The following is a 24,491-nucleotide window of genomic DNA, read 5'->3' as shown; positions in this document are numbered from 1 at the left end:
CGAGCGTCAAAAGGTCGTGCCCCACACCTTTGCGCATCCGGCTCAGGCCAGGAAACCCCGCAACAGGGCCGCCGTGCCCGCGCAGTGCTCGCGCATCATCTCCCGTGCCCCGTCCGCGTCCCCGTCCAGCACCGCCTCCACCAGCGCGGTGTGCTGCCGCTGCGAGTGCTCCAGGTTGCGCACCAGCAGCGGGATGCAGTCCAGCAGGTCGTTGACCGTCGCCCGGACCGCCGCGTACCGCGCGGTCAGCGACGGCGAGCCGCACAGCTCGGCCAGCGTCAGGTGCAGCAGCGTGTCGGCCCGCCGGTACTCCGCCGGCGGGACCTCGTACGTGCGCTCCAGCGCCCGGCGCAACCGCGCCGCCCGCTCCTCGGCCAGCCCGTGCGCCGCGCACAGCCCGGCCGCGCCCACCTCCAGCACCTCGCGGAAACGCAGCACGTCCTCGATGTCGACCTCGGCGATCCGGCGCCGCAGCTCGTCCTCGCCGCCCGCGTCCGGACGGGACAGCACAAACGTTCCGCCGTACCGTCCGCGCCGCGCCTCCACCAGCCCCTGGTCCTGGAGCACCCTCAGCACCTCGCGCAGCGTCACCCGGCTGATCCCCAGCCGCTCCGCCAGCTCCCGCTCGGCCGGCAGCCGCCCGCCGGCCGGCACCAGGCCCAGCCGGACGACCTGGAGGATCTGCTCCAGCGCCTCCTCGAAGCCGTTGCCCGCCCGCACCGGCCGCAGCACCGCAGTGAGCCGGTCGGCTCCCGACCGCTCGCGGAGCCCCTCCGCACCCGCGTCCCGCGACATCCTCCGTGATCCCTTCCCAAGCAATGGTTCTCCGCAATACCTTATGGCTCCCGGCCCGGCCGAAGCAGCGCGATGCGCCCGAGGAGGCTCACCCGTGGCAGACCGCACACCCCCGCTCAGCGCCGAGGAACTGCACGCCCTCGTCGCGAGCGGTGAGATCGACACTGTCGTCCTGGCCTTCCCCGACATGCAAGGGCGGCTCCAGGGCAAGCGGTTCGCCGCCCGCTTCTTCCTCGACGAGGTGCTGCACCACGGCACCGAGGGCTGCAACTACCTTCTCGCCGTCGACACCGAGATGAACACCGTCGACGGCTACGCGATGTCCTCCTGGGACCGCGGCTACGGCGACTTCGCCCTGCGCCCGGACCCGTCCACCCTGCGCCGCGTCCCCTGGCACCCCGGCACCGCCCTGCTCATCGCCGACCTCGCCTGGGGCGACGGCTCCCCGGTCGCCGCCGCGCCCCGCCAGATCCTGCGCCGCCAGCTCGACCGGCTCGCCGCACTCGGCTACACCGCCCAGGTCGGCACCGAGCTGGAGTTCATCGTCTTCAAGGACAGCTACGAACGGGCCTGGGACGCGAACTACCGCGGTCTGACCCCCGCCAACCAGTACAACGTCGACTACTCCATCCTCGGCACCGGCCGCATCGAGCCCCTGCTGCGCCGGCTGCGCAACGAGATGGCCGGCGCCGGCCTCACCGTCGAGTCCGCCAAGGGCGAGTGCAACCCCGGCCAGCACGAGATCGCCTTCCGCTACGACGAGGCCCTCGTCACCTGCGACCAGCACGCCCTGTACAAGACCGGAGCCAAGGAGATCGCCGCTCAGGAGGGCGTCTCGATCACCTTCATGGCCAAGTACAACGAACGCGAGGGCAACTCCTGCCACATCCACCTCTCGCTCGCCGGCGCCGACGGCACCAACGCCATGGCGGACCACCGGGAAGGCGGCATGTCCGAGGTCATGCGGCACTTCCTCGCCGGACAGCTCGCCGCCCTCCGTGACTTCTCCCTCCTCTACGCCCCCAACATCAACTCCTACAAGCGGTTCCAGCCCGGCTCCTTCGCGCCCACCGCCGTCGCCTGGGGCCACGACAACCGCACCTGCGCCCTGCGCGTCGTCGGACACGGCCGCTCCCTGCGCTTCGAGAACCGCCTCCCCGGCGGGGACGTCAACCCCTACCTGGCGGTGGCGGGCCTGATCGCGGCCGGCCTGTACGGCGTCGAACGGGGACTCGAACTCCCCGACCCCTGCCCCGGCAACGCCTACACCGCCGGTTTCGCCCACGTCCCGACCACCCTCCGGGAGGCCGCCGGACTCTGGGAGGACAGCCCGATCGCCCGGGCCGCCTTCGGCGACGAGGTCGTCGCGCACTACCGCAACATGGCACGCGTCGAACTGGCCGCCTTCGACGCCGCGGTCACCGACTGGGAGCTGCGCCGCTCCTTCGAACGCCTGTGAAAGGCCACCCCTTGACCGACCCGCACGAACTCCGCGTACTCAACCCCGCCACCGAGCAACTCGTCGCCACCGTCCCCGCCGCGAGTGCGGAGGACGTCGCCGCCGCCGTCGCACGGGCCGTACGGGCCCAGCGGACCTGGGCCGCCGCCGCGCCCGCCGACCGGGCCCGCCTGCTCCGCCGCTTCGCCGACGTGGTCGACGCCCACACCGGGGAACTCGCCCGGCTGGAGGTCCGCGAGGCCGGCCACACCATCGGCAACGCCCGCTGGGAGGCGGGCAACGCCCGCGACCTGCTCCTCTACGCGGCCGGCGGCGCCGAACGCCTCCTCGGCCGGCAGATCCCCGCGCCCGGCGGCTGGGACGTCACCTTCCAGGAACCCCTGGGCGTGATCGGCGTGATCTCCCCCTGGAACTTCCCGATGCCCATCGCCGCCTGGAGCTCCTTCCCGGCGCTCGCCGCGGGCAACGCGGTCGTCCTCAAACCCGCCGAGACCACCCCGCTCACCTCGCTCCGCCTCGCCGAACTCGCCCTGGAGGCGGGCCTGCCCGAGCACCTCTTCCAGGTCGTGCCCGGCCACGGCGCCACCGCCGGACGCGCCCTGGTGGACCACCCGGACGTCGCCAAGATCGTGTTCACCGGCTCCACCCGCACCGGCCGCGAGGTCATGGAACGCTGCGCCCGCCTGGTCAAACCGGTCACCCTGGAACTCGGCGGCAAGAGCCCCAACGTCGTCTTCGCCGACGCCGACCTCAAGGCCGCCCTCGACCCCTTCTCCTTCCTCGACAACTCCGGCCAGGACTGCTGCGCCCGCACCCGCGTCCTGGTCCAGGAGACGGTGTTCGAGGAGGCCCGGGACCTCCTCGCCGACGCGCTGGCCGCCGTGGTCGTGGGCGACCCCGCCGACGAGAAGACCCAGATGGGCCCGCTGATCTCGGCGCGGCAACGGGACCGCGTACGGGCCTACGTCCCCGAGGGCGCCCCCGCCCTGCGCGGCAGCGCGCCCGACGGACCCGGCTTCTGGTTCCCGCCGACCGTCCTCACCGGGGAGCGGCACGACGGCGCGGCGGCCACCGAGGAGATCTTCGGCCCGGTCGCCGTCCTGCTGCCCTTCACCGACGAGCAGGACGCGATCCGCCTCGCCAACGGCACCCCCTACGGCCTCTCCGGCTCCCTCTGGACCCGGGACGTGGGCCGCGCCCTCCGCGTCGCGCAGGGCGTCCGCGCGGGCAACCTGTCCGTCAACTCGCACTCCAGCGTCCGCTACTGGACCCCGTTCGGCGGCTTCAAGCAGTCCGGGCTCGGCCGGGAACTCGGCCCCGACGCCCTGACCGCCTTCACCGAGACCAAGAACGTCTTCATCAGCACGGAGGGCCCCGCACAGTGACCGACAACAGTGTCTGCCGCCGCCTGGTCGGCCGTACCGCCGTGGTGACCGGCGCCGCCAGCGGCATCGGCCTCGCCACCGTCCGCCGGCTCGCCTCCGAGGGCGCCCACGTCGTCTGCGCGGACGTCGACGAGACCCGCGGCAAGGCCGCCGCCGACGAGGCCGGCGGGATCTTCGCCAGGACCGACGTCACCGACCCCGAGCAGGTCGAGGCGCTGTTCAAGACCGCGTACGACACCTACGGCAGCGTCGACGTCGCCTTCAACAACGCCGGCATCTCCCCGCCCGACGACGACTCCATCCTGGAGACCGGCCTGGAGGCGTGGCGGCGCGTCCAGGAGGTCAACCTCACCTCCGTCTACCTGTGCTGCAAGGCCGCCCTGCCCTACATGCGCCGCCAGGGCAAGGGCTCCATCATCAACACGGCGTCCTTCGTGGCGAGGATGGGTGCGGCCACCTCGCAGATCTCGTACACGGCCTCCAAGGGCGGTGTCCTCGCCATGTCCCGCGAACTGGGCGTGCAGTTCGCGCGGGAGGGCATCCGGGTCAACGCCCTGTGCCCCGGCCCGGTCGACACCCCGCTCCTGCGGGAGCTGTTCGCCAAGGACCCCGAGCGGGCCGCCCGCCGCCTGGTGCACATCCCCCTCGGCCGGTTCGCCGCGGCCGAGGAGATCGCCGCCGCCGTCGCCTTCCTGGCCAGCGACGACTCCTCGTTCGTCAACGCCACCGACTTCCTGGTGGACGGCGGCATCGCGGGCGCGTACGTCACGCCGCTGTAGGCCGGCCGGAAAGCTCGGACCGGCCGGGACCGCTCGACCACGGGGGAGGGGGCGGGCTCAGGGAGCGGGCTCAGAGGAAGGTGTGCCCCTCGCCCCGGTAGGTGGGCACGGTGGCCGTCACCGTGCCCCCCTCGACCAGGTGCAGCGCCTCGAACCGCTCGCACAGCTCGCCCGCCTTGGCGTGCCGGAACCACACCTTGTCGCCGATGAGCAGGTCGTCGGCGGGCGAGCCCAGCAGCGGGGTCTGCACCTCCCCGGGCCCCTCCTGCGGGTCGTACCGCAGCCCCGGCGGCAGATACGGCACCGGCAGCCGGTCGGGGCCGGCCACGCCGGAGGCCGGGTAGCCGCCGCCGAGCACGGTGACCACGCCCACGCCGGGCCGCCGCACCACCGGCTGGGCGAAGAGGGCGGCCGGACGGCCGGTGAAGGAGGTGTAGTTGTCGAACAGGCGCGGCACGTACAACCCCGAACCGGCCGCTATCTCGGTCACGGCGTCCTCGGCGGCCGTGTGCTGCACGCTGCCGGTGCCGCCGCCGTTCACGAACTCCAGGTCCGGGACGACGGCCCGCACCGCCCGGACCACCGCGGCCCGCCGCCCGGCCAGCTCCCGGCGGGCGGCGGTCTGCATCAGCCGGACCGCACGGGACCGCAGGGGCCGGCCGGCGACCGCGTCCCCGACACCGGCGACATGCCCCTCGTAGGCCATGATCCCCACCAGCCGGAAGCCCGGCCGCCTGGCCACCGTCCGCGCCAGGTCGGCGAGTTGGGCGGGGGAGTGCAGCGGCGAGCGCCGGGCGCCGACCCGCACCCGGCCGCCCAGCAGCCGCAGCGAGGTGTCCAACTCCAGGCAGACGCGCACCCGTTCGCGCCCACCGTCCCGGGCGGCGTCGATCAGATCCAGGTGCGCAGGGTCGTCGATCATCACCGTGACCGCTCCGGCGAGCTTGGGATCGGCGGCCAGCTCCGCGAACCCGGCCCGGTCGGCCGAGGGGTAGGCCAGCAGCACGTCCTCGAACCCCGACCGCGCGAGCCACAGCGACTCGGCCAGGGTGAACGACATGACGCCCTGGAAACCGTCCTTGGCCAGCACCCGTTCCAACAGGGCGCGGCAGCGCACCGACTTGCTGGCGACCCGGACCGGCTTGCCGCCGGCGCGGCGCACCAGGTCGGCCGCGTTGGCGTCGAAGGCGGCCAGGTCCACGATCGCGAGGGGGGCGTCGAGATGGGCGGTGGCCCGGTCGTAACGGGCCCGGTCGGCGGCAGGCGCAGTCATGGCGGAAGCCTGCCAGACAGGATTACCGCAGGGTAGGGGGACGTTCCGGGCAGATGCCCCGGGCGCGTGGACCGGTTCCGTCCGTGCCCCCGACAACCCGTAGAGTGACGCGCACGTACGGCGGACCCCACCCGCGCTGCACCTGAACCGGGATGCCGGTCCGGACGTACGGGTATGCGTGCCCGGAAGGCTTCCGCACCGGGCGCGGCCGAGCAGCAGGACGGCCCGCGTACGTGGAGCGGCCCGGGCACGAGGAAACGGGGGGTGCATGAGCACGGAAGCGCGGCACGCCCCCGTCCCGCCCCGCCCTTCGTCTCAGCCCCCCACCCCGCCCGTCCCTTCGGCCCGCCCCGACGGACCGACTGGTCCGGGTGTGCCTGCCGATGTCTCCGGGGCGTCCGGTCCCGGTGGGCCGGTCGGGGCCGTCCGGCCGTCCGGCTCCGGCGGCGGGGCGGCCGACGCCGCCCGGTCGTCCGGTGGTGCCGGGTACTCCGGCGTCCCCCGGCCCGCCGGCGGCGGCGCGGGGTCCGTGTCGGCGGGCGCGGGACCGGCGGTGCCGGCCCGGCGACCGTCTGAGCCCGCTGCGTTCCCCGGCCCGGCCGACCCCCTCGACGACGAGCCGTCCGTCTTCACCCCGCGCGGCGCGCGACCGCCGGCCGGTCCGGTCGCGGGCGCCCATGGCCCGCGCCCCTCGGTCGTGCCCGAGGTCACCGAGCCCGTGAGCCCGCCCCCGCCCCCCGCCTCGGCCCGTTTCCCCGACGCGCCGCCGAGTACGGGGCCGGCCCGGCGCACGGCCGCCGGCTCCACGGCTCCCGCCGGGCGGACCGGCGCCGGTGCCGACCGGACGGCACCCCGGAGCGAGCCGGCCTCCCGGACGGCCCCGGGGACCGGCTCCCGGACGGCCCCGGGGACGGGGGCCCGGCTGCCGTCCGGTGACGACCCGGCTCGGCGGGGTGCTCCCGCGGAGGCTCCGTCCGCCACCACGGGGTCCGACGTCACGGCGTCCGACACCACGGCCCGGTTGCGGCCCGGTGGCGGGCCGCCCCGGCGAAGTGGTCCGGCGGAGGCTCCGCCCGCGCCGACGGCCCGGCCGTGGTCCGGTGGGGAACAGCCCCGCGAGGACGTCCGGACCGAGGAGCCGGCCGAGACGACCGCCCGGCTCCGCCCGGGCGCGGCGTCCCGTCGGCCCGGCGCCCCGGCCGAGACCTCCTCGGAGACGACGGCCCGGCTCCGTCCGGTCCCTCCGGCCCCCGCCGCCGACCGGCCCCGTGGCACCTCGGCGCCCGGTCGGTCCGGTGAGCCTGTTCCCGGCCGGTCTCCGGGTGCGCCGGGTGCCTCCGCCGCCGACGGGTCTCCGGGTGCCTCCGCCGCCGACGGGCGACGCGGTGCCTCGGTCCCCGGCCGGTCCGGTGAGCCTGTTCCCGGCCGGTCTCCGGGTGCGTCCGGTGTCGACGGGTCGCCGGGTGCCTCCGCCGCCGACCGGCCCCGTGGCACCTCGGCGCCCGGTCGGTCCGGTGAGCCTGTTCCCGGCCGGTCGCCGGGTGCGTCCGGTGTCGACGGGTCGCCGGGTGCCTCCGCCGCCGACGGGCGACGCGGTGCCTCGGCCCGCGGCAGCTCGGTCAGCGCGTCCGGAGCCGACGGCCCCCCGGGCGGCTCCGCTCCCGCCCGGCCCCTCGGCGACTTGGTTCCCGGCCAGGCCGTCGGAGACCCCGTCCCCGCCGGACCGTCCGGTGCCCAGAGCCCGGCCCAGCCGCTGGGCGCCCCCGCCCCCGCCCACCGGCCCGGTGCCCCGGTCTCCGCCGAGCCGCTCGGCGCCTCCGTGCAGCTTCCCGGTGGTCCCGTCCCGGCCCAGCCGGTTGGTGCCCCGGTGCCCGCTGAGCCGCACGGCGCCTCCGCCCAGCGTCCCGGTGGCCCCGTCCATGCTCAGCCGCCTGGTGCCCCGGTCTCCGCCGAGCCGCTCAGCCGCTCGGCGCCTCCGTCCCCGGTCGGCGCCAGGGCGTTTCCGGCGCCGGCCAGGCCCGTGGGGTCTCCGCCCCGGCCCAGCCGCCCGGCGCCCCGGCGCCCGCTCAGCCGCTCAGCGCCCCCGCCCCTGCCCGGCCGCCCGGTGACCCGATTCCCGGCCAGGCCCGTGGGGTCTCCGCCCCGGCCCAGCCGCCTGGTGTCCCGGTCTCCGTCGAGCCGCACGGCGCCTCCGCCCAGCGTCCCGGTGACCCGGTCCCCGGCCAGCCCCTCGGCGTCTCCGCTCCCGCCACGCAGCCCGGAGACTCGGTTGCGGCCCAGTCGCTCGACGGCCCCCCGCCCGGTCGGAACCCTGGTGTGTCCGGCGGCCGTCGGTTCCGTGGGGCCGGTGCCGGGCCCGAGGTGCCCGCCTGGGGTCCGGCGGGCCCCGGCGAACCGGCCCCGACGCACTCCTGGAGCGCGGACCCGGCCGGCCGGCCCGTCGTGTCGTTCGCGGAGCCGGAGACGTTCGGCGAGCGCACGCGCGTCCGGACGGGCCCGCGCACTGCCGCCGCCGCCCTCTGCCTCGTCCTCGGCCTCGGTCTCATCACCGGTGCCGTGACCGGGAAGTGGCTCCTCGGGGACGCCGAGGACGACGGAGCCCGGAACGCGTACGGCACCGCCGGGGCGCTCTGGCACAACGTGCCCGTGGACGAGCTGTTCCCGCCCACGGTCGAGGGCACCGGCGCCGGCCCCGGCGGAGCCGACCGCACCTGGACCCGGATCGCCGTGGCCCCGGACAGCGGCTGCGCCCACGCCTTCGACCCGCTGCTGGACCGCGCCCTCGCCCCGGTCGGCTGCCGGCGGCTGCTGCGCGCCACCTACACCGACGCCACCCAGAGCTACGTCACCACCGTCGGCCTGCTGTTCACCAAGGCCGACCCGGCCGCCATGGCCGCGCTCGCCGCCCGCTTCCGCGCCGAGCACCTGGACCGGCGCACCGATCTGATGCCCCGGCCGTACGCCGCCGCCGGCTCGGCCGCCGCCGCGTTCGGTGACCGGCAACGGGCCTCCTGGACCCTCACCGTCCTCACCGACGCCCCCGTCGTCGCCTACGCCGTCTCCGGCTGGGCCGACGGCCGCGTCGTCGACGCGCCCCAGCCCGCCGCGGACGCGGTCCGCTCCGGGGCCACCACCGCCCCGGCCCAGGCGGGCCTCGGCAACGAGGCCCAGGGCCTGGCCGACCGCGTCGAACGGCGCCTGCGCACGACCATCGGCACGGCCACGGAGACGTCCTCATGACCCGATCGACGGGCCGCCGCCGCCGTGCGGTGGCGTCCGGAGCCGCGGTGAGCCTGCTGCTCGCCGGCTCCCTCGCCCTGCTGCCGTCCACCGAGGCCCGTGCCGACGGCCTCCGCGGTCAGCAGTGGGGCCTGTCCGCCCTCCACCTGGACGAGGTCTGGCAGACCACCAAGGGGCAGGGCGTCACCGTCGCCGTCCTGGACACCGGTGTGGAGGCCGACCATCCGGACCTCGTCGGCAACGTGCTGCCCGCCAAGGACATGATCGGCTTCGGTGCCGGTCCCGGCGACCGCACCTGGGCCCGGCACGGCACCGCCATGGCCGGCATCATCGCCGGGCACGGCCACGGCCCCGGCGCCGGCGAAGGTGTCATGGGGGTGGCGCCCGAGGCGAGGATCCTGCCGGTCCGCGTGATCCTGGAGGACGGCGACCCCGCCCGCGCCAAGGCCCGCACCACCCGTGGCGACGCCCTCGCCGACGGCATCCGCTGGGCCGCCGACCACGGCGCCGACGTCATCAACCTCTCCCTCGGCGACGACTCGAAGTCCGCCCATCCGGAACCCGGCGAGGACGAGGCCGTGCAGTACGCCCTGAAGAAGGGCGTGGTGGTCGTCGCCTCCGCGGGCAACGGCGGCGACAAGGGCGACCACGTCTCCTACCCGGCCGCCTACCCGGGCGTCATCGCCGCCACCGCCGTCGACAAGTACGGCACCCGCGCCGCGTTCTCGACCCGTCGCTGGTACGCCGCCGTCAGCGCGCCCGGCGTCGACGTCGTCATCGCCGACCCGGACCACAAGTACTACGCGGGGTGGGGCACGAGCGCCGCCTCCGCCTTCGTCTCGGGCGCGGCGGCCCTGATCAGGTCGGCCCACCCCGGCCTGGCCCCGGCCCAGGTCAAGAAGGTGCTGGAGGACACCGCGCGGGACGCCCCGGTGGGCGGCCGGGACGACTCCCGGGGCTTCGGCATGATCGACCCCGCTGCGGCCCTGAGGGCGGCCGACCGTCTGGAGCCCACCAGCCTGCACGCCGCGACGTACGGCGAGAAGTACTTCGGCGCCGGCCCGGACACCGCCAGGGCCGCGAGCGGCGCCTCCGGCTGGGCGGCCCCGCTCGCGGGCGGCGCGGGCGCGGTCCTCCTGGTGGCCGCGGTAGCCCTCTGGCGGAGCCGCCGCCCCCTGGCCTGAGCCACCGCCCGGCGACGCCTTCGCTCAGCCTGGCGCGGCAGGCCCGCCACGCCCCTCGCCTCGCCTGGCGTGGCGGGACCATCTGCTTCCCCGTGCGCCGTAGCGGGACACACCTGTCCCTGCCCGGTGCGGCGGCGCCCGCCTGCTCCCCACCCCCGGACCACGGCGAGCACGGCGATCACCGCGAGCAGGGCGACCAGGGCGAGGGCGGCGTACCGGAGCGAGGGCGGCGTACCGGGGCGGACGGCGCCGGGACGGGCGTGGGACGCGTCCACGCCCGCGATGCCGGGGGCGGGCGCTGTGCACGCTGTGGGACGGGCCCGTGAACCGGATCAGGGAACGGCCGGGTCTCCAAGGCGGACCGTGACACCGGCGGCCCCGGCCCCGCACACGGTCGGCCGTCCGGCCCCGATAGGGTCGGTGACCGTGGCGAACAAGAACATTCCCGACCCCGGCTTCTCCGACGACGACGGCTCCGCCGACCCCCGGCTGAGCGCCGCGCTCGCCGCCTGGGCCGAGGACCGCGGCGCCCTCGGGCCCGTCCTGGAGGCGCTCAAGGGCGCCCGGCTGCTGGTCCCCGTCGTCGCCGTGCTCGGCGAGGTGGAGGAGGACGAGAACGGCCTGCGCCGCGAGAAGACCAGCGACATGGCCGTACCCACCCTGAAGGCCGGCCACCGCACCGCGCTGCCCGCCTTCACCTCCACCGACTCCCTCGCCCGCTGGGACCCGCAGGCCCGCCCGGTCGCCGTGCCCCTGCACCAGGCGCTCCAGGCCGCCGCGCACGAGAAGGCCGACACGGTGGTGCTCGACCTCGCCGGACCGGTGCCGTTCGAGTTGACCGGCCCGGCGCTGCTCGCCCTCGCCGAGGGCCGCACCGGCACCGACCCGCTCACCGACCCGGCCGTGGTCGAGGCGGTCCGCACGGCGGTGGCGGCGGAGCCCGCCGTGCTGCGCGCCCACCTCGGTCCCGGGCAGGCCGACGGCACCCTCGCCCTGGTCCTGGACCCGGCCGCGCCGCCCGCCGAGGCCGCCCGCGCGGTCGCCGAGCGGCTCGCCGCCGACGAGACACTGCGGGCCCGCCTGGTGCGCGGCCTCGACCTGGCACTGCTGCCGGCCGGGACCACGCCTCCGGGCGAGCCCCTGTACACGAAGGAGTAGGTCAGCGGTAGATGGGCCCGGTGTACTTCTCGCCCGGTCCCTGGCCCGGCTCGTCCGGGACGATCGACGCCTCGCGGAACGCCAGCTGGAGCGACTTCAGACCGTCGCGCAGCGGAGCCGCGTGGAAGGAGCTGACCTCGGTCGCGCCCGCGTCCAGCAGACCGGCGAGCGCGGTGATCAGCTTCCGCGCCTCGTCCAGGTCCTTGTACTTCTCGCCCTCCTCGCTCAGCCCGAGCTTCACGGCGGCGGCGCTCATCAGGTTGACGGCGACCGTCACGATCACCTCGACGGCGGGGACCTCGGCGATGTCCCGGGTCATCGCGTCGAAGTCGGGGGACTCAGGAGGGGTGTCACTCATGTCCCACACCATAGGTGGTCCGGTCCGGCGCCCTTCAATTAGCCCTTGTCAAGGGATCCTGGTAATCTGGACGTCGACCGGCCGGTCATGTCATGGGTATCAATGGGTACCAGGGCGACCGGCCCACAAGTGGAGGCTCCGATCTCCCACCTGACCGTCCTCCGGGACGGCGGGTCACCCGGTCAGGCGACCGCCATCGTTCCGTACGGGCGATGGAGTCGCCCGAAAGCGCGCCCCGCGGCATCGCGGCGGTGCTCCGGAAGTGTTTGGAGCCCCGCATGTGATCGTCCGGGGCATTTTTGTTGCTTCGGCGCGGTTAGGTCTAACGAACACAGACGTTGCGCGGCTGTCCGCCAGACCGCCGTGTGGTGCTACCGAGGAGGATCCATCAGCGCCGAGCCCCGCATCAACGACCGGATTCGCGTTCCCGAGGTGCGACTTGTCGGTCCCAGTGGCGAGCAGGTCGGCATCGTGCCGCTCGCGAAGGCACTGGAGCTTGCGCAGGAGTACGACCTGGACCTGGTCGAGGTCGCGGCGAACGCCCGTCCGCCCGTGTGCAAGCTCATGGACTACGGGAAGTTCAAGTACGAGTCGGCCATGAAGGCCCGTGAGGCGCGCAAGAACCAGGCGCACACGGTCATCAAGGAGATGAAGCTCCGGCCGAAGATCGACCCGCACGACTATGACACCAAGAAGGGTCACGTCGTACGGTTCCTCAAGCAGGGCGACAAGGTCAAGATCACGATCATGTTCCGTGGCCGTGAGCAGTCCCGCCCCGAGCTGGGCTACCGACTGTTGCAGCGTCTCGCGGAGGACGTCCAGGACCTCGGTTTCGTGGAGTCGAACCCGAAGCAGGACGGCCGAAACATGATCATGGTTCTCGGTCCGCACAAGAAGAAGACCGAGGCGATGGCCGAGGCCCGTCAGGCGCAGGAGGCCCGCAAGGCCGACGCGAAGGCGAACCCCGGCAAGTCGCAGAACCCTGCCGAGGCCGAGGCGCCGTCCGAGGAGCCTGCCGAGGCGTGATCCCGGGGGACCCGTGTCCCCGAGGATGTAACCGAAACAAGAGCGACGCTCCACCGTGCCCGGTTTCACGACCGGGCATCGGAGCGCCACCGACGAGGAGAGAACGGCGCTATGCCGAAGAACAAGTCGCACAGCGGTGCCAGCAAGCGCTTCAAGGTCACCGGCTCCGGCAAGGTGCTCCGCGAGCGCGCCGGCAAGCGCCACCTGCTCGAGCACAAGTCGTCCCGCGTCACGCGTCGCCTCACCGGCAACGCCGAGATGGCCCCGGGCGACGCCGCGAAGATCAAGAAGCTTCTCGGCAAGTGACGTACCCGGCGCTCGCCGTCCACTGAGCGCCGTACGCCGAACACCGGGACCCAGTCGTTTCCGGGTCGTGTGAGCACCACCACGACCCCGCTACAAGGAGTTAACAAGTGGCACGCGTCAAGCGGGCAGTCAACGCCCACAAGAAGCGCCGGGCGATCCTCGAGCAGGCCTCCGGCTACCGCGGTCAGCGTTCGCGCCTGTACCGCAAGGCCAAGGAGCAGGTCACCCACTCGCTGGTCTACAACTACAACGACCGCAAGAAGCGCAAGGGCGACTTCCGTCAGCTGTGGATCCAGCGCATCAACGCCGCTGCCCGCGCCAACGGCATCACCTACAACCGCTTCATCCAGGGTCTGAAGGCCGCCAACGTCGAGGTCGACCGCAAGATCCTGGCCGAGCTGGCCGTGAACGACGCCAACGCCTTCGCGGCGCTCGTCGAGGTCGCGCAGAAGGCGCTGCCGGCGGACGTCAACGCCCCCAAGGCCGCGTGACGCCACGCCGGTTTTGAGTCGACGCTCACCGTAGGACCCGCAGGCTTGCCGGCTTGCGGGTCCTGTCGTTGGGGCGCCCCGGCCGTCGTCCGCCGGCGTCGGAAACACAGGAACTCTCCCGAAGGTGAAGCAGAGGATGCCCCCCGTCAGCCCCGAGCTGATCTCCCCCCGGTCCGACCGCGTGTCCGCCGCCCGCCGGCTCGCCAAGCGGAACTTCCGGGGCAAGGACCGGCTGTTCCTCGCGGAGGGACCGCAGGCCGTGCGCGAGGCCGCCGGGCACCGCTCCGGGGGACGGGCCACGCTCGTCGAGCTGTTCGCCACGGTCGAGGCGGCGGAGCGGTACGCCGACATCGTCGGGGCGGCCCGTGCCGCCGGCGCCCGGGTGCACCTCGCCTCCGAGGAGGTCATCGCCGACATCTCCACCACCGTCACCCCGCAGGGGCTGGTCGGGGTCTGCCGGTTCCTGGACACCCCCTTCGAGGACATCCTCGCCGCCCGGCCGCGACTGGTCGCCGTCCTCGCCCACGTCCGCGACCCCGGCAACGCCGGCACGGTGCTGCGCTGCGCCGACGCCGCAGGCGCGGAGGCCGTGATCCTCACCGACGCCTCCGTCGACCTGTACAACCCCAAGGCGGTCCGGGCCTCGGTCGGCTCGCACTTCCACCTGCCCGTCGCCGTCGGCGTGCCCGTCGAACGGGCCGTGGCCGGGCTGCGGGAGGCCGGGGTGCGCGTCCTCGCCGCCGACGGGGCCGGCGACCGCGACCTCGACCAGGAGCTGGACCGGGGTGCCATGGGGGAGCCCACCGCCTGGGTGTTCGGCAACGAGGCGTGGGGGCTGCCCGAGGAGACCCGAGCCCTCGCCGACGCCGTCGTGCGCGTCCCCATCCACGGGAAGGCCGAGAGTCTGAACCTCGCCACGGCCGCCGCCGTCTGCCTCTACGCGTCGGCCCGGGCACAGCGCGCCCCCGGAGGGTGCCGCTCCGTCACCGAGAGCTAGTAGGGTGACCAGCGCGGGGCCCTGCGCCGTCTGAGAGGTGGGCTACGGGGATGAGTGTGTCCGGCACGAGCACCGCGCCGGAAGGACGGGACGCGTCGCGCGCGTCCGTGCCCGGGCGGGACGAAGACACGGGCCTCGACCCGGACCAGCTGCCCGACGGACTCGTCGTAGCCGATGAAAGCGGCCGTGTGACCTGTTTCAATGCGGCCGCCGCCCGCATCGCCGCGGTACGGTCCGCCGAAGTGCTCGGCCAGTCCCTGGAGAAGGCGCTTCCCTTAGAGGACCTGGAGGGGCGCCGCTGGTGGCAGCTGACCGATCCCTACGGCGGGCTCGCCATCCGGGTGCGGCAGCCGGAGCGCAACCTGCTGCTGCCGGGCGGCCGGGAGGTGCTCGTCGCCGCCCGCTACGTGCGGGACGAGCCGCTGGGACCGGTCCGCCGCGTGGTCGTCTCCCTCCGGGACACCGAGGCCCGCCGCCGCACCGAGCGCAGCCACGCCGAGCTGATCGCCACCGTCGCCCACGAGCTGCGCTCCCCGCTGACCTCGGTGAAGGGCTTCACCGCCACCCTGCTGGCCAAGTGGGAACGCTTCACCGACGACCAGAAGCGGCTCATGCTGGAGACCGTCGACGCCGACGCCGACCGGGTCACCCGCCTCATCGCCGAGCTGCTGGACATCTCCCGGATCGACTCCGGGCGGCTGGAGGTGCGCCGCCAGCCCGTCGACATCGGCGCCGCCGTCTCCCGGCACATCCAGGCCTACGTCGCCGCCGGACAGCCCGCCGAACGCTTCCTGCTCCGCATCGAGCAGCCGCTGCCCGCGCTGTGGGCCGACCCCGACAAGATCGACCAGGTCCTCGGCAACCTCATCGAAAATGCCGTGCGGCACGGCGAGGGAACCGTCACCATTGACGTCACGCCCTCGGCGTCCCCCCGCGAGGGTGAGGAAACCGGCACGTCGGTCACGGTGAGCGACGAGGGGCCCGGCATCCCGGAGGAGTCCATGAACCGCGTCTTCACCCGCTTCTGGCGGGGCAGCAAGCGCGGCGGCACCGGGCTGGGGCTGTACATCGTCAAGGGCATCGTGGAGGCCCACGGCGGCACCGTCCTGGTCGGCCGCGCCGCCGGCGGCGGCGCCGAGTTCCGATTTACGCTGCCCGTGAGCATGCCGGCGTATCTCGCCTAGCCGCCCACGGGCCATCCGCCCGGCACGACCCCGTTAGACTCGGCCTTTGGCACCTTTGTGTCCTTCACGCGGCCCTAGCGAGTCGGTGACGGGGACCATCCGCCAGGGGGCACCTCCCAGCGTCAGCTGGGGGACAAACGGAAGCACGGGAAGAGATGTCGGCACCCAATAAGTCGTACGACCCTGTCGAGGTCGAGACGTTGAAACCGGAAGAGATCGAGCGCATGCGGGACGAGGCGCTCGCCGCCTTCGCCGCCGCGGACTCCCTCGACGCGCTCCACGAGGCCAAGGTCGCCCACACCGGCCCCGCCTCCCCGCTGGCCCTCGCCAACCGCGAGATCGGCGCCCTGCCCCCGCATGCCAAGGCGGAGGCGGGCAAGCGCGTCGGCATGGCCCGCGGCGCCGTGAACAAGGGCCTCGCCGCCCGCCAGGCCGAGCTGGAGGCCGAGCGCGACGCCCGGGTGCTGGTCGAGGAGGCGGTGGACGTCACCCTGCCCTACGACCGCGTCGTGGCCGGCGCCCGGCACCCCCTCACCACGCTCTCGGAGCGCATCGAGGACGTCTTCGTGGCCATGGGCTACGAGGTCGCAGAGGGCCCGCAGGTCGAGGCGGAGTGGTTCAACTTCGACGCCCTCAACATCGGCCCGGACCACCCGGCCCGCGGCGAGGCCGACACGTTCTTCGTGCAGGGCCCCGACGGCGGCACCGAGTCCGGCATGGTGCTGCGCACCCACACCTCGCCCGTGCAGATCCGCTCGATGCTCGACCGCGAGCTGCCGGTCTACGTGATCTGCCCCGGCGTGGTCTACCGCACCGACGAGCTGGACGCCACGCACACCCCGGTCTTCCGCCAGGTCGAGCTGCTCGCCATCGACGAGGGCCTGACCATGGCCGACCTCAAGGGCACCCTGGACCACATGGTCCAGTCCCTGTTCGGAGCGGGCATGAAGACCCGGCTGCGGCCGAACTTCTTCCCCTTCACCGAGCCGAGCGCCGAGATGGACATGCTCTGCTACGTCTGCAAGGGCGAGTCCGTCGGCAACCCCGACCGGCCCTGCCGCACCTGCTCGTCCGAGGGCTGGATCGAGCTCGGCGGCTGCGGCATGGTCAACCCGCGGGTGCTCACCGCGTGCGGCATCGACCCGGAGAAGTACAGCGGCTTCGCCTTCGGGTTCGGCATCGAGCGGATGCTGATGTTCCGCCACAACGTCGAAGACATGCGAGACATGGTCGAGGGTGACGTCCGGTTCACCCGGCCGTTCGGGATGGAGATCTGATGCGGGTCCCGCTTTCTTGGCTGCGGGAGTACGTCGACCTGCCGGCGACGGAGACCGGCCGCGACGTCCAGGCCAAGCTCATTTCGGCCGGCCTGGAGGTCGAGACGGTCGAGCAGCTCGGCGCCGACCTCAAGGGCCCGCTGGTCGTCGGCCAGGTGCTGACCATCGAGGAGCTGGAGGGCTTCAAGAAGCCGATCCGCTTCTGCACGGTCGACGTCGGCCAGGCCAACGGCACCGGTGAGCCCCAGGAGATCGTCTGCGGCGCCCGCAACTTCGCGGTCGGCGACAAGGTCGTCGTGGTCCTCCCGGGCGCCACCCTGCCCGGCGGCTTCTCCATCGCCGCCCGCAAGACCTACGGCAAGGTCTCGCACGGCATGATCTGCTCCGGCGACGAGCTGGGCATGGGCGACGACGGCACCCACGGCATCATCGTGCTGCCGCCGGAGACCGAGGTCGGCAAGGACGCCATCGAGCTGCTGGAGCTGGTCGACGAGGTCCTGGACATCGCCGTCACCGCCAACCGCGGCGACTGCCTGTCCCTGCGCGGTGTCGCGCGCGAGACCGCCATCGCCTACGGCCTGCCGCTGCGCGACCCCGCCCTGATCGACGTGCCGGCCCCGAACGCCTTCGGCTACCCGGTCCAGGTCTCCGACCCGTTCGGCTGCGACCGCTTCACCGCCCGCACGGTCACCGGCCTGAGCCCCGAGGCCCGCTCCCCGATCTGGCTCCGGCGCCGGCTCCAGAAGGTCGGCATGCGCCCGATCTCGCTCGCCGTCGACGTCACCAACTACGTGATGATGGAGCTGGGCCAGCCGCTGCACGCCTACGACCGGTCGCTGGTCCAGGGCCCCATCGGCGTGCGCCGCGCGCGGGAGGGCGAGAAGCTCGTCACCCTCGACGGCGTCGAGCGCAAGCTGCACGCCGACGACCTGGTCATCACCGACGACCGCGGCCCGATCGGCCTCGCCGGTGTGATGGGCGGCGCCAACACGGAGATCGCCGACCACGAGGACACCGCCGGCGCCACCACCGACGTGGTGATCGAGGCGGCCCACTTCGCCCCCGTCTCCATCGCCCGCACGGGCCGCCGGCACAAGCTGCTGACGGAGGCGTCCCGCCGCTTCGAGCGCGGCGTCGACCCGCAGGCCGCCGCGGCCGCCGCCCAGCGCACCGTGGACCTGCTGGTGCTGCTCGCGGGCGGGACCGCGGAGGCCGGTGTCACCGAGGTCATCGCGCCCTCGGCGCCGCACACCGTCACCATCCCGGCCGACCACCCGGACAAGGTCGCGGGCGTCGACTACGGCCGGGAGACGGTCGTGCGCCGCCTCCAGGAGGTCGGCTGCGACGTCTACGGGCAGGACGAGCTGATCGTCACCGTCCCGTCCTGGCGGCCCGACCTGGCCGACCCCAACGACCTCGCCGAGGAGGTCATCCGGCTGGAGGGCTACGAGAACCTGCCCTCCACGCTGCCCAGGCCCTCCGCGGGCCGCGGTCTGACCCACCGCCAGCGGCTGCACCGCCGGGTCGGCCGCGTGCTGGCCGGAGCGGGCTACGTCGAGGCGCCCAACTACCCCTTCCTCGGCGAGCAGGTCTTCGACCAGCTCGGCCTGGAGGCGGACGATCCGGCCCGCCGGGTCGTCAAGCTGGTCAACCCGCTCAGCGACGAGGAGCCCGCGCTGCGCACCACGCTGCTGCCGGGGCTGCTCGGCGCGCTGCGGCGCAACGCCGGCCGGGGCTCGCACGACCTGGCGCTGTTCGAGACCGGGCTGGTCTTCCACCCGCGCGAGGAGCAGCGGGTCGCCGCGCACCTGCCCGCCGACCGGCGTCCCACCGACGAGGAGATCGCCGCGCTGAACGCCGCGCTGCCCGAGCAGCCGCGGCACGTGGCCGTCGTCCTCGCCGGCGCGCGCGAGCAGGCCGGCTGGTGGGGCAAGGGCCGTCCCGCGGACTGGGCCGACGCCGTCGAGGCGGCGCGTGCCGTCGCCCGCGAGGCCGGTGCGGAACTCGTCGTACGCAAGGGCCAGTACGGCCCGTGGCACCCCGGCCGCTGCGCCGAGCTGGTGGTCGTCGCCGACGGCACCGAGCGGGTCGTGGGCCATGCGGGAGAGCTGCACCCGCGCGTCTGCAAGGCGCTGGGCCTGCCCGAGCGCACCTGCGCTGCGGAGCTGGACCTGGACGCCCTGGAAGCGGTGGGCGACGGTGTCCGGCGGGCGCCGCGGATCTCCACGTTCCCCGTCGCCACGCAGGACGTCGCCCTGGTGGTCGACCAGTTCGTGCCGCAGAGCGAGGTGGAGGCCGCGCTGCGCGAGGGCGCGGGCGAACTGCTGGAGTCCATCCGGCTGTTCGACGTGTACGAGAACGCCGAGCAGCTGGGTGAGGGCCGCAAGTCCCTCGCCTACGCGCTGCGGTTCCGGGCGGCCGACCGCACGCTGACCGTGGACGAGGCGTCCGCGGCGCGGGACGCGGCGGTCGCGCTCGCCGGTGAGCGGACCGGGGCGGTGCTCCGGGGCTGAGGCGCCGCCGAGCGCCGCACGCGGCCGGCCACGGGTGCACCGTGGCCGGCCGCGCCGTTTCCCGCGCCCCGGAAGCCCGGCCGCGCGCCCTCCGGCCGCATAAATGCGCGCCGGCTGAGGGGAGATCACTCATTCGGGTGGGAAGCGAGGGTGATCCGGCCCGCCCGGGTCATGCCGTCGACAGAATCGGACCGGCCTTTCGGGGTCGGTCCGTCTGCTCTGTCAGGCCCACATGGGGGACCACAGGCATGATCCGCATCAAGGCACGCGCGCCCACCGGGCGCGCAGCCGTACTGCCCACGGTCTGGGGAGCCGTGGCGGTCGGCTACAAGTTCGGCTGCCCGCTCGCCCAGCAGAACGGGCTCGGGGCGCGCATCGTCACCAGCGCCGTGTTCTTCGCCGTCGGCACCGGCCTCATATTCCATGTCCGCCGCGGCCTGCTGCGGGAGTTGCGCCTCGCCCGGCGGGCGGCGCGCGCCGCGCAGAACGTCGTGCTGCGTCCGCTGCCGCCGCGTCTCGACGGGATCGACGTCGCCGCCGCCCAGCTCTCCGCCGACCGCGGCGCGTGCGTGGGCGGCGATCTGTACGAGGCCGTCGCCACCGAGCACGGGGTCCGCGTGGTGATGGGTGATGTGCGGGGGCACGGTCTGGCCGCCCTCGGCACCGTCGCGGCCCTCCTCGGCAGCTTCCGCGAGGCCGCCCACGACGAGGCCGAACTGGGCCGGGTGCTGCGCAGACTGGACCGCGCCCTCGCCCGGCACCTGGGCGAGCGTGCCCGCGCCGAGCACCCGGCGCAGGGCACACCGGCCCCCGACAACCCGGTCGCCGAGGACTTCGTCACCGTCCTGCTGCTGGAGATCGACCGGGACGGCGGGGTCCGTGCCCTCAACTGCGGCCACCCCTGGCCGTATCTGCTCAGCGGGACGGGGGTCGCCCCGCTGACGCGCGCCGAGCCGCTCCCGCCGCTGGGACCGTTCCCGCTGCCGGCGGAGCTGGACGTCCTGGCCGGCCGGCTGCCGCCGGGGGAGTCCCTGGTCCTGTTCACGGACGGGGCGGAGGACGCGCGGGACGGGCGGGGCCGCTTCTTCCCCCTGCCCGACGTGCTCCGGGCGGCCGTAAGCGATCACCAGGTGTCCCCCCAGACGGTGCTGCGCACGGTCTTCACCGCCCTGCTGCACCACACCGCCGGCCGGACGACGGACGACGTGGCGGTGTTGGTCCTGCGCAACGGCCGGAAGCAGGCGCGACCGCCGGCCGCGGCGCGGGGCGGTGAGATCGGCGGCGCCGCCGCGCGGGTGCGCCGGGCCACGACACGCCGGTGAACGGCGTCCGTGCCCGCCCCGGCCGAGCCGCCGTCGTTCGAGGGGGAGCCGGCGGCTCGGCCGGTCTCTCGCGAGACACCCCAGTCAACCGGTCGGACACGCTCCGCGACAGCGCGCGCACCGTCCGGATGCGCGCACTCCGTTCACACCCCGTGTGAAGGCACACCCACTACGCTGGCCGCACCAGGCCACCCGGGGGGCAATCCCATGCAGCCCAACACCCTGCTCGACGCCATCCTCGACGAGGCGGGTGTCTCGCACGCCGGTCTCGCCGCCCACGTCAACCAGGCGGGTCGCGCCCGCGGACTCGCCCTGCGGTACGAACACACCGCCGTGGCGCGCTGGTTGAAGGGGCAGCGGCCCCGCGGGCAGGTGCCCGACCTGATCTGCGAGGTGCTGGCCGCCCGGCTGCGCCGCCCGGTCACGCTGGACGACATCGGCCTCGGTGTGCCCGGGGAGCCGAGCACGCCGAACCCCGGTTCGCTGTCCGGTTTCGTGGAGCGGGCCACCGCGCTGTGGCGGTCGGACGAACAGCAGCGGCCCCATGTGCTGGGCGCCCCCGCGGTCACCGGCACCCCGGCCGTGATGCCGGTGTGGGAGTGGGAGAACCCGCCCGAGGACGTCGACGTCTCCCGGGGCGGCCGGCACCGGGTCACCGTCGCCGACATCGAGATGCTGCGCGCCGCCCGGACGCACTACGAACAGATGTACCGCAAGGCCGGCGGGATAGCGACGCGTTCGCGGATCGTCGGCTTCCTCAACGCCGACGCCGCGCCGCTGCTGCGCGGCAGCTACGCCGACGCCACCGGGCGCCAGTTGCACCGGGCGACCGGCGGACTGGTGGCTGTCGCGGGTATCTGCGCCTACGACTCCGACGCCCACGGACTCGCCCAGCGCTACTTCCACCAGGCGCTGCGGCTCGCGAAGGCCAGCGGGGACCGGGGACTGGGGGCGTACGTGATCGCGCTGCTGGTCAACCAGGCGCTGTTCATGCGGGAGTACCGGCAGGCCGTCGCCTTCGCCGAGGCCGCGCTGCGCGCCGCCGGCCGGCACATCACCCCGGCGCTCGCCTCCGACCTGTACGCGATGCAGGCCAAGGCGTACGCCCACCTCGGCGACGGCGGCAGCGCGCTGTCCCGCATCCGGCGCGCGGAGACGGCGGCCGAGCGGATCCGCCGGGGCCATGAGCCGGACGAGACGGGGTACGTGCAGCCGGGGCTCGTCAACGTGCAGGTGGCCGAGGCGCTCCTCAGTCTGGGGGAACTCGCCGCCGCCCGGGAGCATGCGGCGGAGGCCGTCGACAGCCCGGCCCACGACCGGGGGAGAGTGCACCGGCTGGCCATGCTCAGCACCATCGAACTGCGCCGGGGCGACGCCGAGAAGGCGGCGGCGGCCGCCGTGCGGATGGCGGAACAGGCCCGCGGGATGGAGTCCCAGCGGCTGCGGGACAGACTCCGCGCGGTGCGCGAGCATCTGGTGCGCTGCGGCTCGGCCGGTACCACCGAGGCCGCCGAACTGATCGACGGGGCACTGCGCGTACCGCTGTAGGCCCTCTGTGGGGTGCGCCGTCCCTGCTGCGATATTGCCACTTACTCGGCGGAAGGTGGCAGAACCGTGCAGTGGACGAAACAAAGCGAACAAACTGTGTATGAAAACCGCTGGTTCAGCGTCAATCTGGCAGATGTCGAGCTTCCCGACGGCCGGCACCTGGACCACTTCCTGATCCGGCTGCGCCCGGTGGCCGTCGCCACGGTCGTCAACGAGGCGAACGAGGTACTGCTGCTGTGGCGGCACCGCTTCATCACCGACAGCTGGGGCTGGGAGCTGGCCGCGGGCGTCGTCGAGGACGGCGAGGACATCGCGCACGCGGCGGCCCGGGAACTGGAGGAGGAGACCGGCTGGCGGCCGGGGCCCCTGCACCACCTGATCAGCGTGGAGCCGTCCAACGGCCTCACCGACGCCCGGCACCACATCTACTGGTCCGACCGGGGCGAGTACGTCGGGCACCCCGTGGACGACTTCGAGTCGGACCGGCGCGAGTGGGTCCCCCTCAAACTCGTCCCCGACCTGATCGCCCGTGGGGAGGTCCCGGCCGCCAACATGGCGGCCGCGTTACTCCTGCTGCACCACCTCAGGCTCGCCGAGGGCTAACGGCCGGCCAGCGCCCGCCAGACCGTCACCACGAGCGCGCCGAGCGCGGTCAGCGCGGCGAGCGAGGGCAGCGGCCAGCGCGTGTGTTCCAGCGAGGTCATCCGGGCGTTCAGCTCGTCCAGTTCCTTGGCGGTCTCCTCGGTGCGGTGGCGGATCAGCGCCAGCCCTCCCTCGACCCGTGCGTAGGCGACGTCGAGGCGGCGCCGTAACTCTGCGAGTTCTCCATGGACCACGGGATGCTTCGGTTCTACGGTCACGTGTCCGCTCCTTCCGGGGAGTGGGATCGGGTGGTTCCGCATCCCTTGCATGCGCATGACGAGTCAACTCGCCTGGTGGGCGCGTGGGGAGCGTGTGCGACGGGCATATGCGTGCCCGGCGCGCACACGGTGTGTGAAACGGACGGGCCCGGCACCGGAGTCCGGTGCCGGGCCCGTCCGGGCGTCGCTCTTGGTAATCAGCCGTAGGGGTAGAAGCCCGAACCGGTCTTCCGGCCCAGGCGGCCCGCCTCCACCATGCGCTGGAGCAGCGGGGGAGCGGCGTACAGCGGCTCCTTGTACTCGGCGTACATCGAGTTGGCGATGGAGACGATGGTGTCCAGGCCGATCAGGTCGGACAGCTTCAGCGGGCCCATCGGGTGGGCACAGCCCAGCTCCATGCCGTTGTCGATGTCCTCGCGGCTCGCGATGCCCGACTCGAACATCCGGATCGCGGACAGCAGATACGGCACCAGCAGCGCGTTCACCACGAACCCGGAGCGGTCCTGGGCCCGGATGGCGTGCTTGCCGAGCGCCTTCTCGACGAAGACCTGGGCGCGGCTCAGCGTGCCCTCGGAGGTGGTGAGCGCCGGGATCAGCTCGACCAGCTGCTGCACCGGGGCCGGGTTGAAGAAGTGGATGCCGACGACGTGGTCCGGGCGGGAGGTGGCGACCGCCAGCTTCACCAGCGGGATCGAGGAGGTGTTGGAGGCCAGGATCGCGTCGGGCCGGGTCACCACCTGGTCCAGGACCTGGAAGATCTCGGTCTTCACCTGCTCGTTCTCGACGACGGCCTCGATCACCAGGTCCCGGTCGGCGAACTCGCCGAGGTCGGTGGTGAAGCTCAGCCGCGCCTCGGTGGCGTCCCGCTCCGCCTCGGTGATCTTGCCGCGCTCGGCGGCCTTGGCCAGGGAGTTGAACAGCCGGGTACGGCCGATCTCCAGGGCCTCGCCGGTGGTCTCGGCGACCTTGACGTCCAGTCCCGCGCGGGCGCACACCTCGGCGATGCCCGCGCCCATCTGGCCGCAGCCCACGACTCCGACGCGTTCGATGTCGGTCACATCGTCCCCTTCGCTGGTCTTCCGGCTCGCTGGCAGGACCTCCGGGTTCGGCGCCTGCTCCGATCGTGCACGTTACCGCCAAGTATCGATGATCGATCGGTCGGGTGGGAGCATCCTGGACCACGGCACGATCCGTGACCGGGCGGATCCGAAGGGTTGGGGGTATGCGGATGGGGCGCCTCACGCGGCGGGCCCTCGCGCTGACCGCACTGTCCGCGCTGGCCCCGGGCGCGGCGGCGGCCCGGGGCGCCGGGCCGGCCCCGGCCCCTGCCGGGGGC

The 24,491-nt window shown here is 74.0% G+C and carries 21 protein-coding genes; 16 read left to right on the top strand and 5 right to left on the bottom strand.

All coding sequences use genetic code 11. From position 1 onward, the window contains the following. Positions 1-42: 42 nt before the first annotated feature. Positions 43-795 (bottom strand): FadR/GntR family transcriptional regulator, encoded by a 753-nt coding sequence (locus tag IF37_RS0120790; protein ID WP_030744644.1) that lies wholly within the window; start codon positions 793-795, stop codon positions 43-45. A gap of 94 nt (positions 796-889) precedes the next feature. Between IF37_RS0120790 and IF37_RS0120785 the strand changes: the two genes are divergently transcribed. Genes IF37_RS0120785 through IF37_RS0120775 form a run of 3 tightly spaced genes read left to right on the top strand, consistent with a single transcriptional unit; the run spans position 890 to position 4,418 of the window. Further along, entirely contained in the window at positions 890-2,254 is a 1,365-nt protein-coding gene (locus tag IF37_RS0120785; protein ID WP_030744642.1) for a glutamine synthetase family protein, read from the top strand. Between the two features lie 11 nt (positions 2,255-2,265). Next, on the top strand, positions 2,266-3,639 hold the full coding sequence (locus tag IF37_RS0120780) for an aldehyde dehydrogenase (protein WP_030744640.1): 1,374 nt from the start codon (positions 2,266-2,268) through the stop codon (positions 3,637-3,639). Then, positions 3,636-4,418 (top strand): 3-oxoacyl-ACP reductase, encoded by a 783-nt coding sequence (locus IF37_RS0120775; protein ID WP_030744638.1) that lies wholly within the window; start codon positions 3,636-3,638, stop codon positions 4,416-4,418. Before IF37_RS0120780 ends, IF37_RS0120775 begins: the two co-directional genes overlap by 4 nt. A 70-nt stretch (positions 4,419-4,488) precedes the next feature. On the opposite strand, the gene IF37_RS0120770 is transcribed toward IF37_RS0120775, so the two are convergent. Next, positions 4,489-5,691 (bottom strand): amino acid deaminase/aldolase, encoded by a 1,203-nt coding sequence (locus IF37_RS0120770; RefSeq protein WP_030744636.1) that lies wholly within the window; start codon positions 5,689-5,691, stop codon positions 4,489-4,491. A gap of 2,361 nt (positions 5,692-8,052) precedes the next feature. Between IF37_RS0120770 and IF37_RS0120760 the strand changes: the two genes are divergently transcribed. The 3 genes from IF37_RS0120760 to IF37_RS0120750 all read left to right on the top strand — a co-directional run bounded on the left by IF37_RS0120760 (position 8,053) and on the right by IF37_RS0120750 (position 11,273). Further along, positions 8,053-8,931 carry a hypothetical protein gene (locus IF37_RS0120760; RefSeq protein WP_253915814.1) on the top strand — a complete coding sequence of 293 codons (879 nt, stop codon included), beginning with the start codon at positions 8,053-8,055 and terminating at the stop codon, positions 8,929-8,931. After that, positions 8,928-10,115 carry a type VII secretion-associated serine protease mycosin gene (gene mycP, locus IF37_RS0120755; protein ID WP_030744629.1) on the top strand — a complete coding sequence of 396 codons (1,188 nt, stop codon included), beginning with the start codon at positions 8,928-8,930 and terminating at the stop codon, positions 10,113-10,115. Before IF37_RS0120760 ends, mycP begins: the two co-directional genes overlap by 4 nt. 426 nt (positions 10,116-10,541) lie before the next feature. Then, positions 10,542-11,273 carry an SseB family protein gene (locus IF37_RS0120750; protein WP_030744627.1) on the top strand — a complete coding sequence of 244 codons (732 nt, stop codon included), beginning with the start codon at positions 10,542-10,544 and terminating at the stop codon, positions 11,271-11,273. Position 11,274: 1 nt separating this feature from the next. On the opposite strand, the gene IF37_RS0120745 is transcribed toward IF37_RS0120750, so the two are convergent. Continuing rightward, the gene (locus tag IF37_RS0120745) at positions 11,275-11,631 is read right to left on the bottom strand and encodes a DUF1844 domain-containing protein (RefSeq protein WP_030744624.1); all 357 of its coding nucleotides are present in this window, start codon (positions 11,629-11,631) and stop codon (positions 11,275-11,277) included. Positions 11,632-11,994: 363 nt separating this feature from the next. On the opposite strand from IF37_RS0120745, the gene infC reads away from it, so the two are divergent. The 10 genes from infC (at position 11,995) to IF37_RS0120695 (ending at position 22,898) form a co-directional block, all read left to right on the top strand. After that, positions 11,995-12,657, top strand: a complete 663-nt coding sequence (gene infC, locus IF37_RS0120740) for a translation initiation factor IF-3 (RefSeq protein WP_041667362.1) — start codon at positions 11,995-11,997, stop codon at positions 12,655-12,657. 111 nt (positions 12,658-12,768) lie between these two features. Continuing rightward, positions 12,769-12,963, top strand: a complete 195-nt coding sequence (rpmI, locus tag IF37_RS0120735; RefSeq protein ID WP_004933563.1) for a 50S ribosomal protein L35 — start codon at positions 12,769-12,771, stop codon at positions 12,961-12,963. A 107-nt stretch (positions 12,964-13,070) separates the two neighbouring features. After that, on the top strand, positions 13,071-13,454 hold the full coding sequence (gene rplT / locus IF37_RS0120730) for a 50S ribosomal protein L20 (protein WP_030744620.1): 384 nt from the start codon (positions 13,071-13,073) through the stop codon (positions 13,452-13,454). A 136-nt stretch (positions 13,455-13,590) separates the two neighbouring features. After that, on the top strand, positions 13,591-14,451 hold the full coding sequence (locus IF37_RS0120725) for an RNA methyltransferase (protein WP_030744618.1): 861 nt from the start codon (positions 13,591-13,593) through the stop codon (positions 14,449-14,451). Positions 14,452-14,501: 50 nt separating this feature from the next. Then, complete coding sequence (locus IF37_RS0120720; RefSeq protein WP_030744616.1) at positions 14,502-15,635, top strand: ATP-binding protein; 1,134 nt, start codon at positions 14,502-14,504, stop codon at positions 15,633-15,635. A 155-nt stretch (positions 15,636-15,790) separates the two neighbouring features. Continuing rightward, positions 15,791-16,912 carry a phenylalanine--tRNA ligase subunit alpha gene (gene pheS / locus IF37_RS0120715; protein WP_052845289.1) on the top strand — a complete coding sequence of 374 codons (1,122 nt, stop codon included), beginning with the start codon at positions 15,791-15,793 and terminating at the stop codon, positions 16,910-16,912. Beyond that, entirely contained in the window at positions 16,912-19,425 is a 2,514-nt protein-coding gene (gene pheT / locus IF37_RS0120710) for a phenylalanine--tRNA ligase subunit beta (RefSeq protein WP_030744612.1), read from the top strand. The genes pheS and pheT overlap by 1 nt, the downstream gene beginning before the upstream one ends. 248 nt (positions 19,426-19,673) lie before the next feature. Then, positions 19,674-20,747: a PP2C family protein-serine/threonine phosphatase gene (locus IF37_RS0120705; protein WP_030744609.1), complete on the top strand. Its 1,074-nt coding sequence runs from the start codon at positions 19,674-19,676 to the stop codon at positions 20,745-20,747. A 207-nt stretch (positions 20,748-20,954) separates the two neighbouring features. After that, positions 20,955-22,295: a hypothetical protein gene (locus IF37_RS0120700; RefSeq protein WP_030744607.1), complete on the top strand. Its 1,341-nt coding sequence runs from the start codon at positions 20,955-20,957 to the stop codon at positions 22,293-22,295. Between the two features lie 66 nt (positions 22,296-22,361). Continuing rightward, on the top strand, positions 22,362-22,898 hold the full coding sequence (locus IF37_RS0120695; RefSeq protein ID WP_173456935.1) for an NUDIX hydrolase: 537 nt from the start codon (positions 22,362-22,364) through the stop codon (positions 22,896-22,898). On the opposite strand, the gene IF37_RS0120690 is transcribed toward IF37_RS0120695, so the two are convergent. Both IF37_RS0120690 and IF37_RS0120685 read right to left on the bottom strand, forming a co-directional pair. Then, entirely contained in the window at positions 22,895-23,155 is a 261-nt protein-coding gene (locus tag IF37_RS0120690; protein WP_030744602.1) for a hypothetical protein, read from the bottom strand. The two genes, IF37_RS0120695 and IF37_RS0120690, sit on opposite strands and share 4 nt — an antisense overlap. Positions 23,156-23,352: 197 nt before the next feature. Further along, the gene (locus tag IF37_RS0120685; RefSeq protein ID WP_030744600.1) at positions 23,353-24,213 is read right to left on the bottom strand and encodes a 3-hydroxybutyryl-CoA dehydrogenase; all 861 of its coding nucleotides are present in this window, start codon (positions 24,211-24,213) and stop codon (positions 23,353-23,355) included. Positions 24,214-24,491 lie beyond the last annotated feature (278 nt).

Source organism: Streptomyces sp. NRRL S-31, assembly GCF_000718775.1.
GTDB lineage: Bacteria > Actinomycetota > Actinomycetes > Streptomycetales > Streptomycetaceae > Streptomyces.
The sequence above is the reverse complement of the archived record's forward strand: the minus strand, read 5'-3'. Positions and strand labels throughout refer to the sequence as shown.

Coding starts and splice junctions, on each gene's coding strand:
- IF37_RS0120790 (WP_030744644.1), bottom strand. CDS start 795: ATGTCGCGGGACGCGGGTGCGGAGGGGCTCCGCGAGCGGTCGGGAGCC.
- IF37_RS0120770 (WP_030744636.1), bottom strand. CDS start 5,691: ATGACTGCGCCTGCCGCCGACCGGGCCCGTTACGACCGGGCCACCGCC.
- mycP (WP_030744629.1), top strand. CDS start 8,928: ATGACCCGATCGACGGGCCGCCGCCGCCGTGCGGTGGCGTCCGGAGCC.
- IF37_RS0120745 (WP_030744624.1), bottom strand. CDS start 11,631: ATGAGTGACACCCCTCCTGAGTCCCCCGACTTCGACGCGATGACCCGG.
- rpmI (WP_004933563.1), top strand. CDS start 12,769: ATGCCGAAGAACAAGTCGCACAGCGGTGCCAGCAAGCGCTTCAAGGTC.
- IF37_RS0120725 (WP_030744618.1), top strand. CDS start 13,591: ATGCCCCCCGTCAGCCCCGAGCTGATCTCCCCCCGGTCCGACCGCGTG.
- IF37_RS0120720 (WP_030744616.1), top strand. CDS start 14,502: ATGAGTGTGTCCGGCACGAGCACCGCGCCGGAAGGACGGGACGCGTCG.
- pheS (WP_052845289.1), top strand. CDS start 15,791: ATGTCGGCACCCAATAAGTCGTACGACCCTGTCGAGGTCGAGACGTTG.
- pheT (WP_030744612.1), top strand. CDS start 16,912: ATGCGGGTCCCGCTTTCTTGGCTGCGGGAGTACGTCGACCTGCCGGCG.
- IF37_RS0120705 (WP_030744609.1), top strand. CDS start 19,674: ATGATCCGCATCAAGGCACGCGCGCCCACCGGGCGCGCAGCCGTACTG.
- IF37_RS0120700 (WP_030744607.1), top strand. CDS start 20,955: ATGCAGCCCAACACCCTGCTCGACGCCATCCTCGACGAGGCGGGTGTC.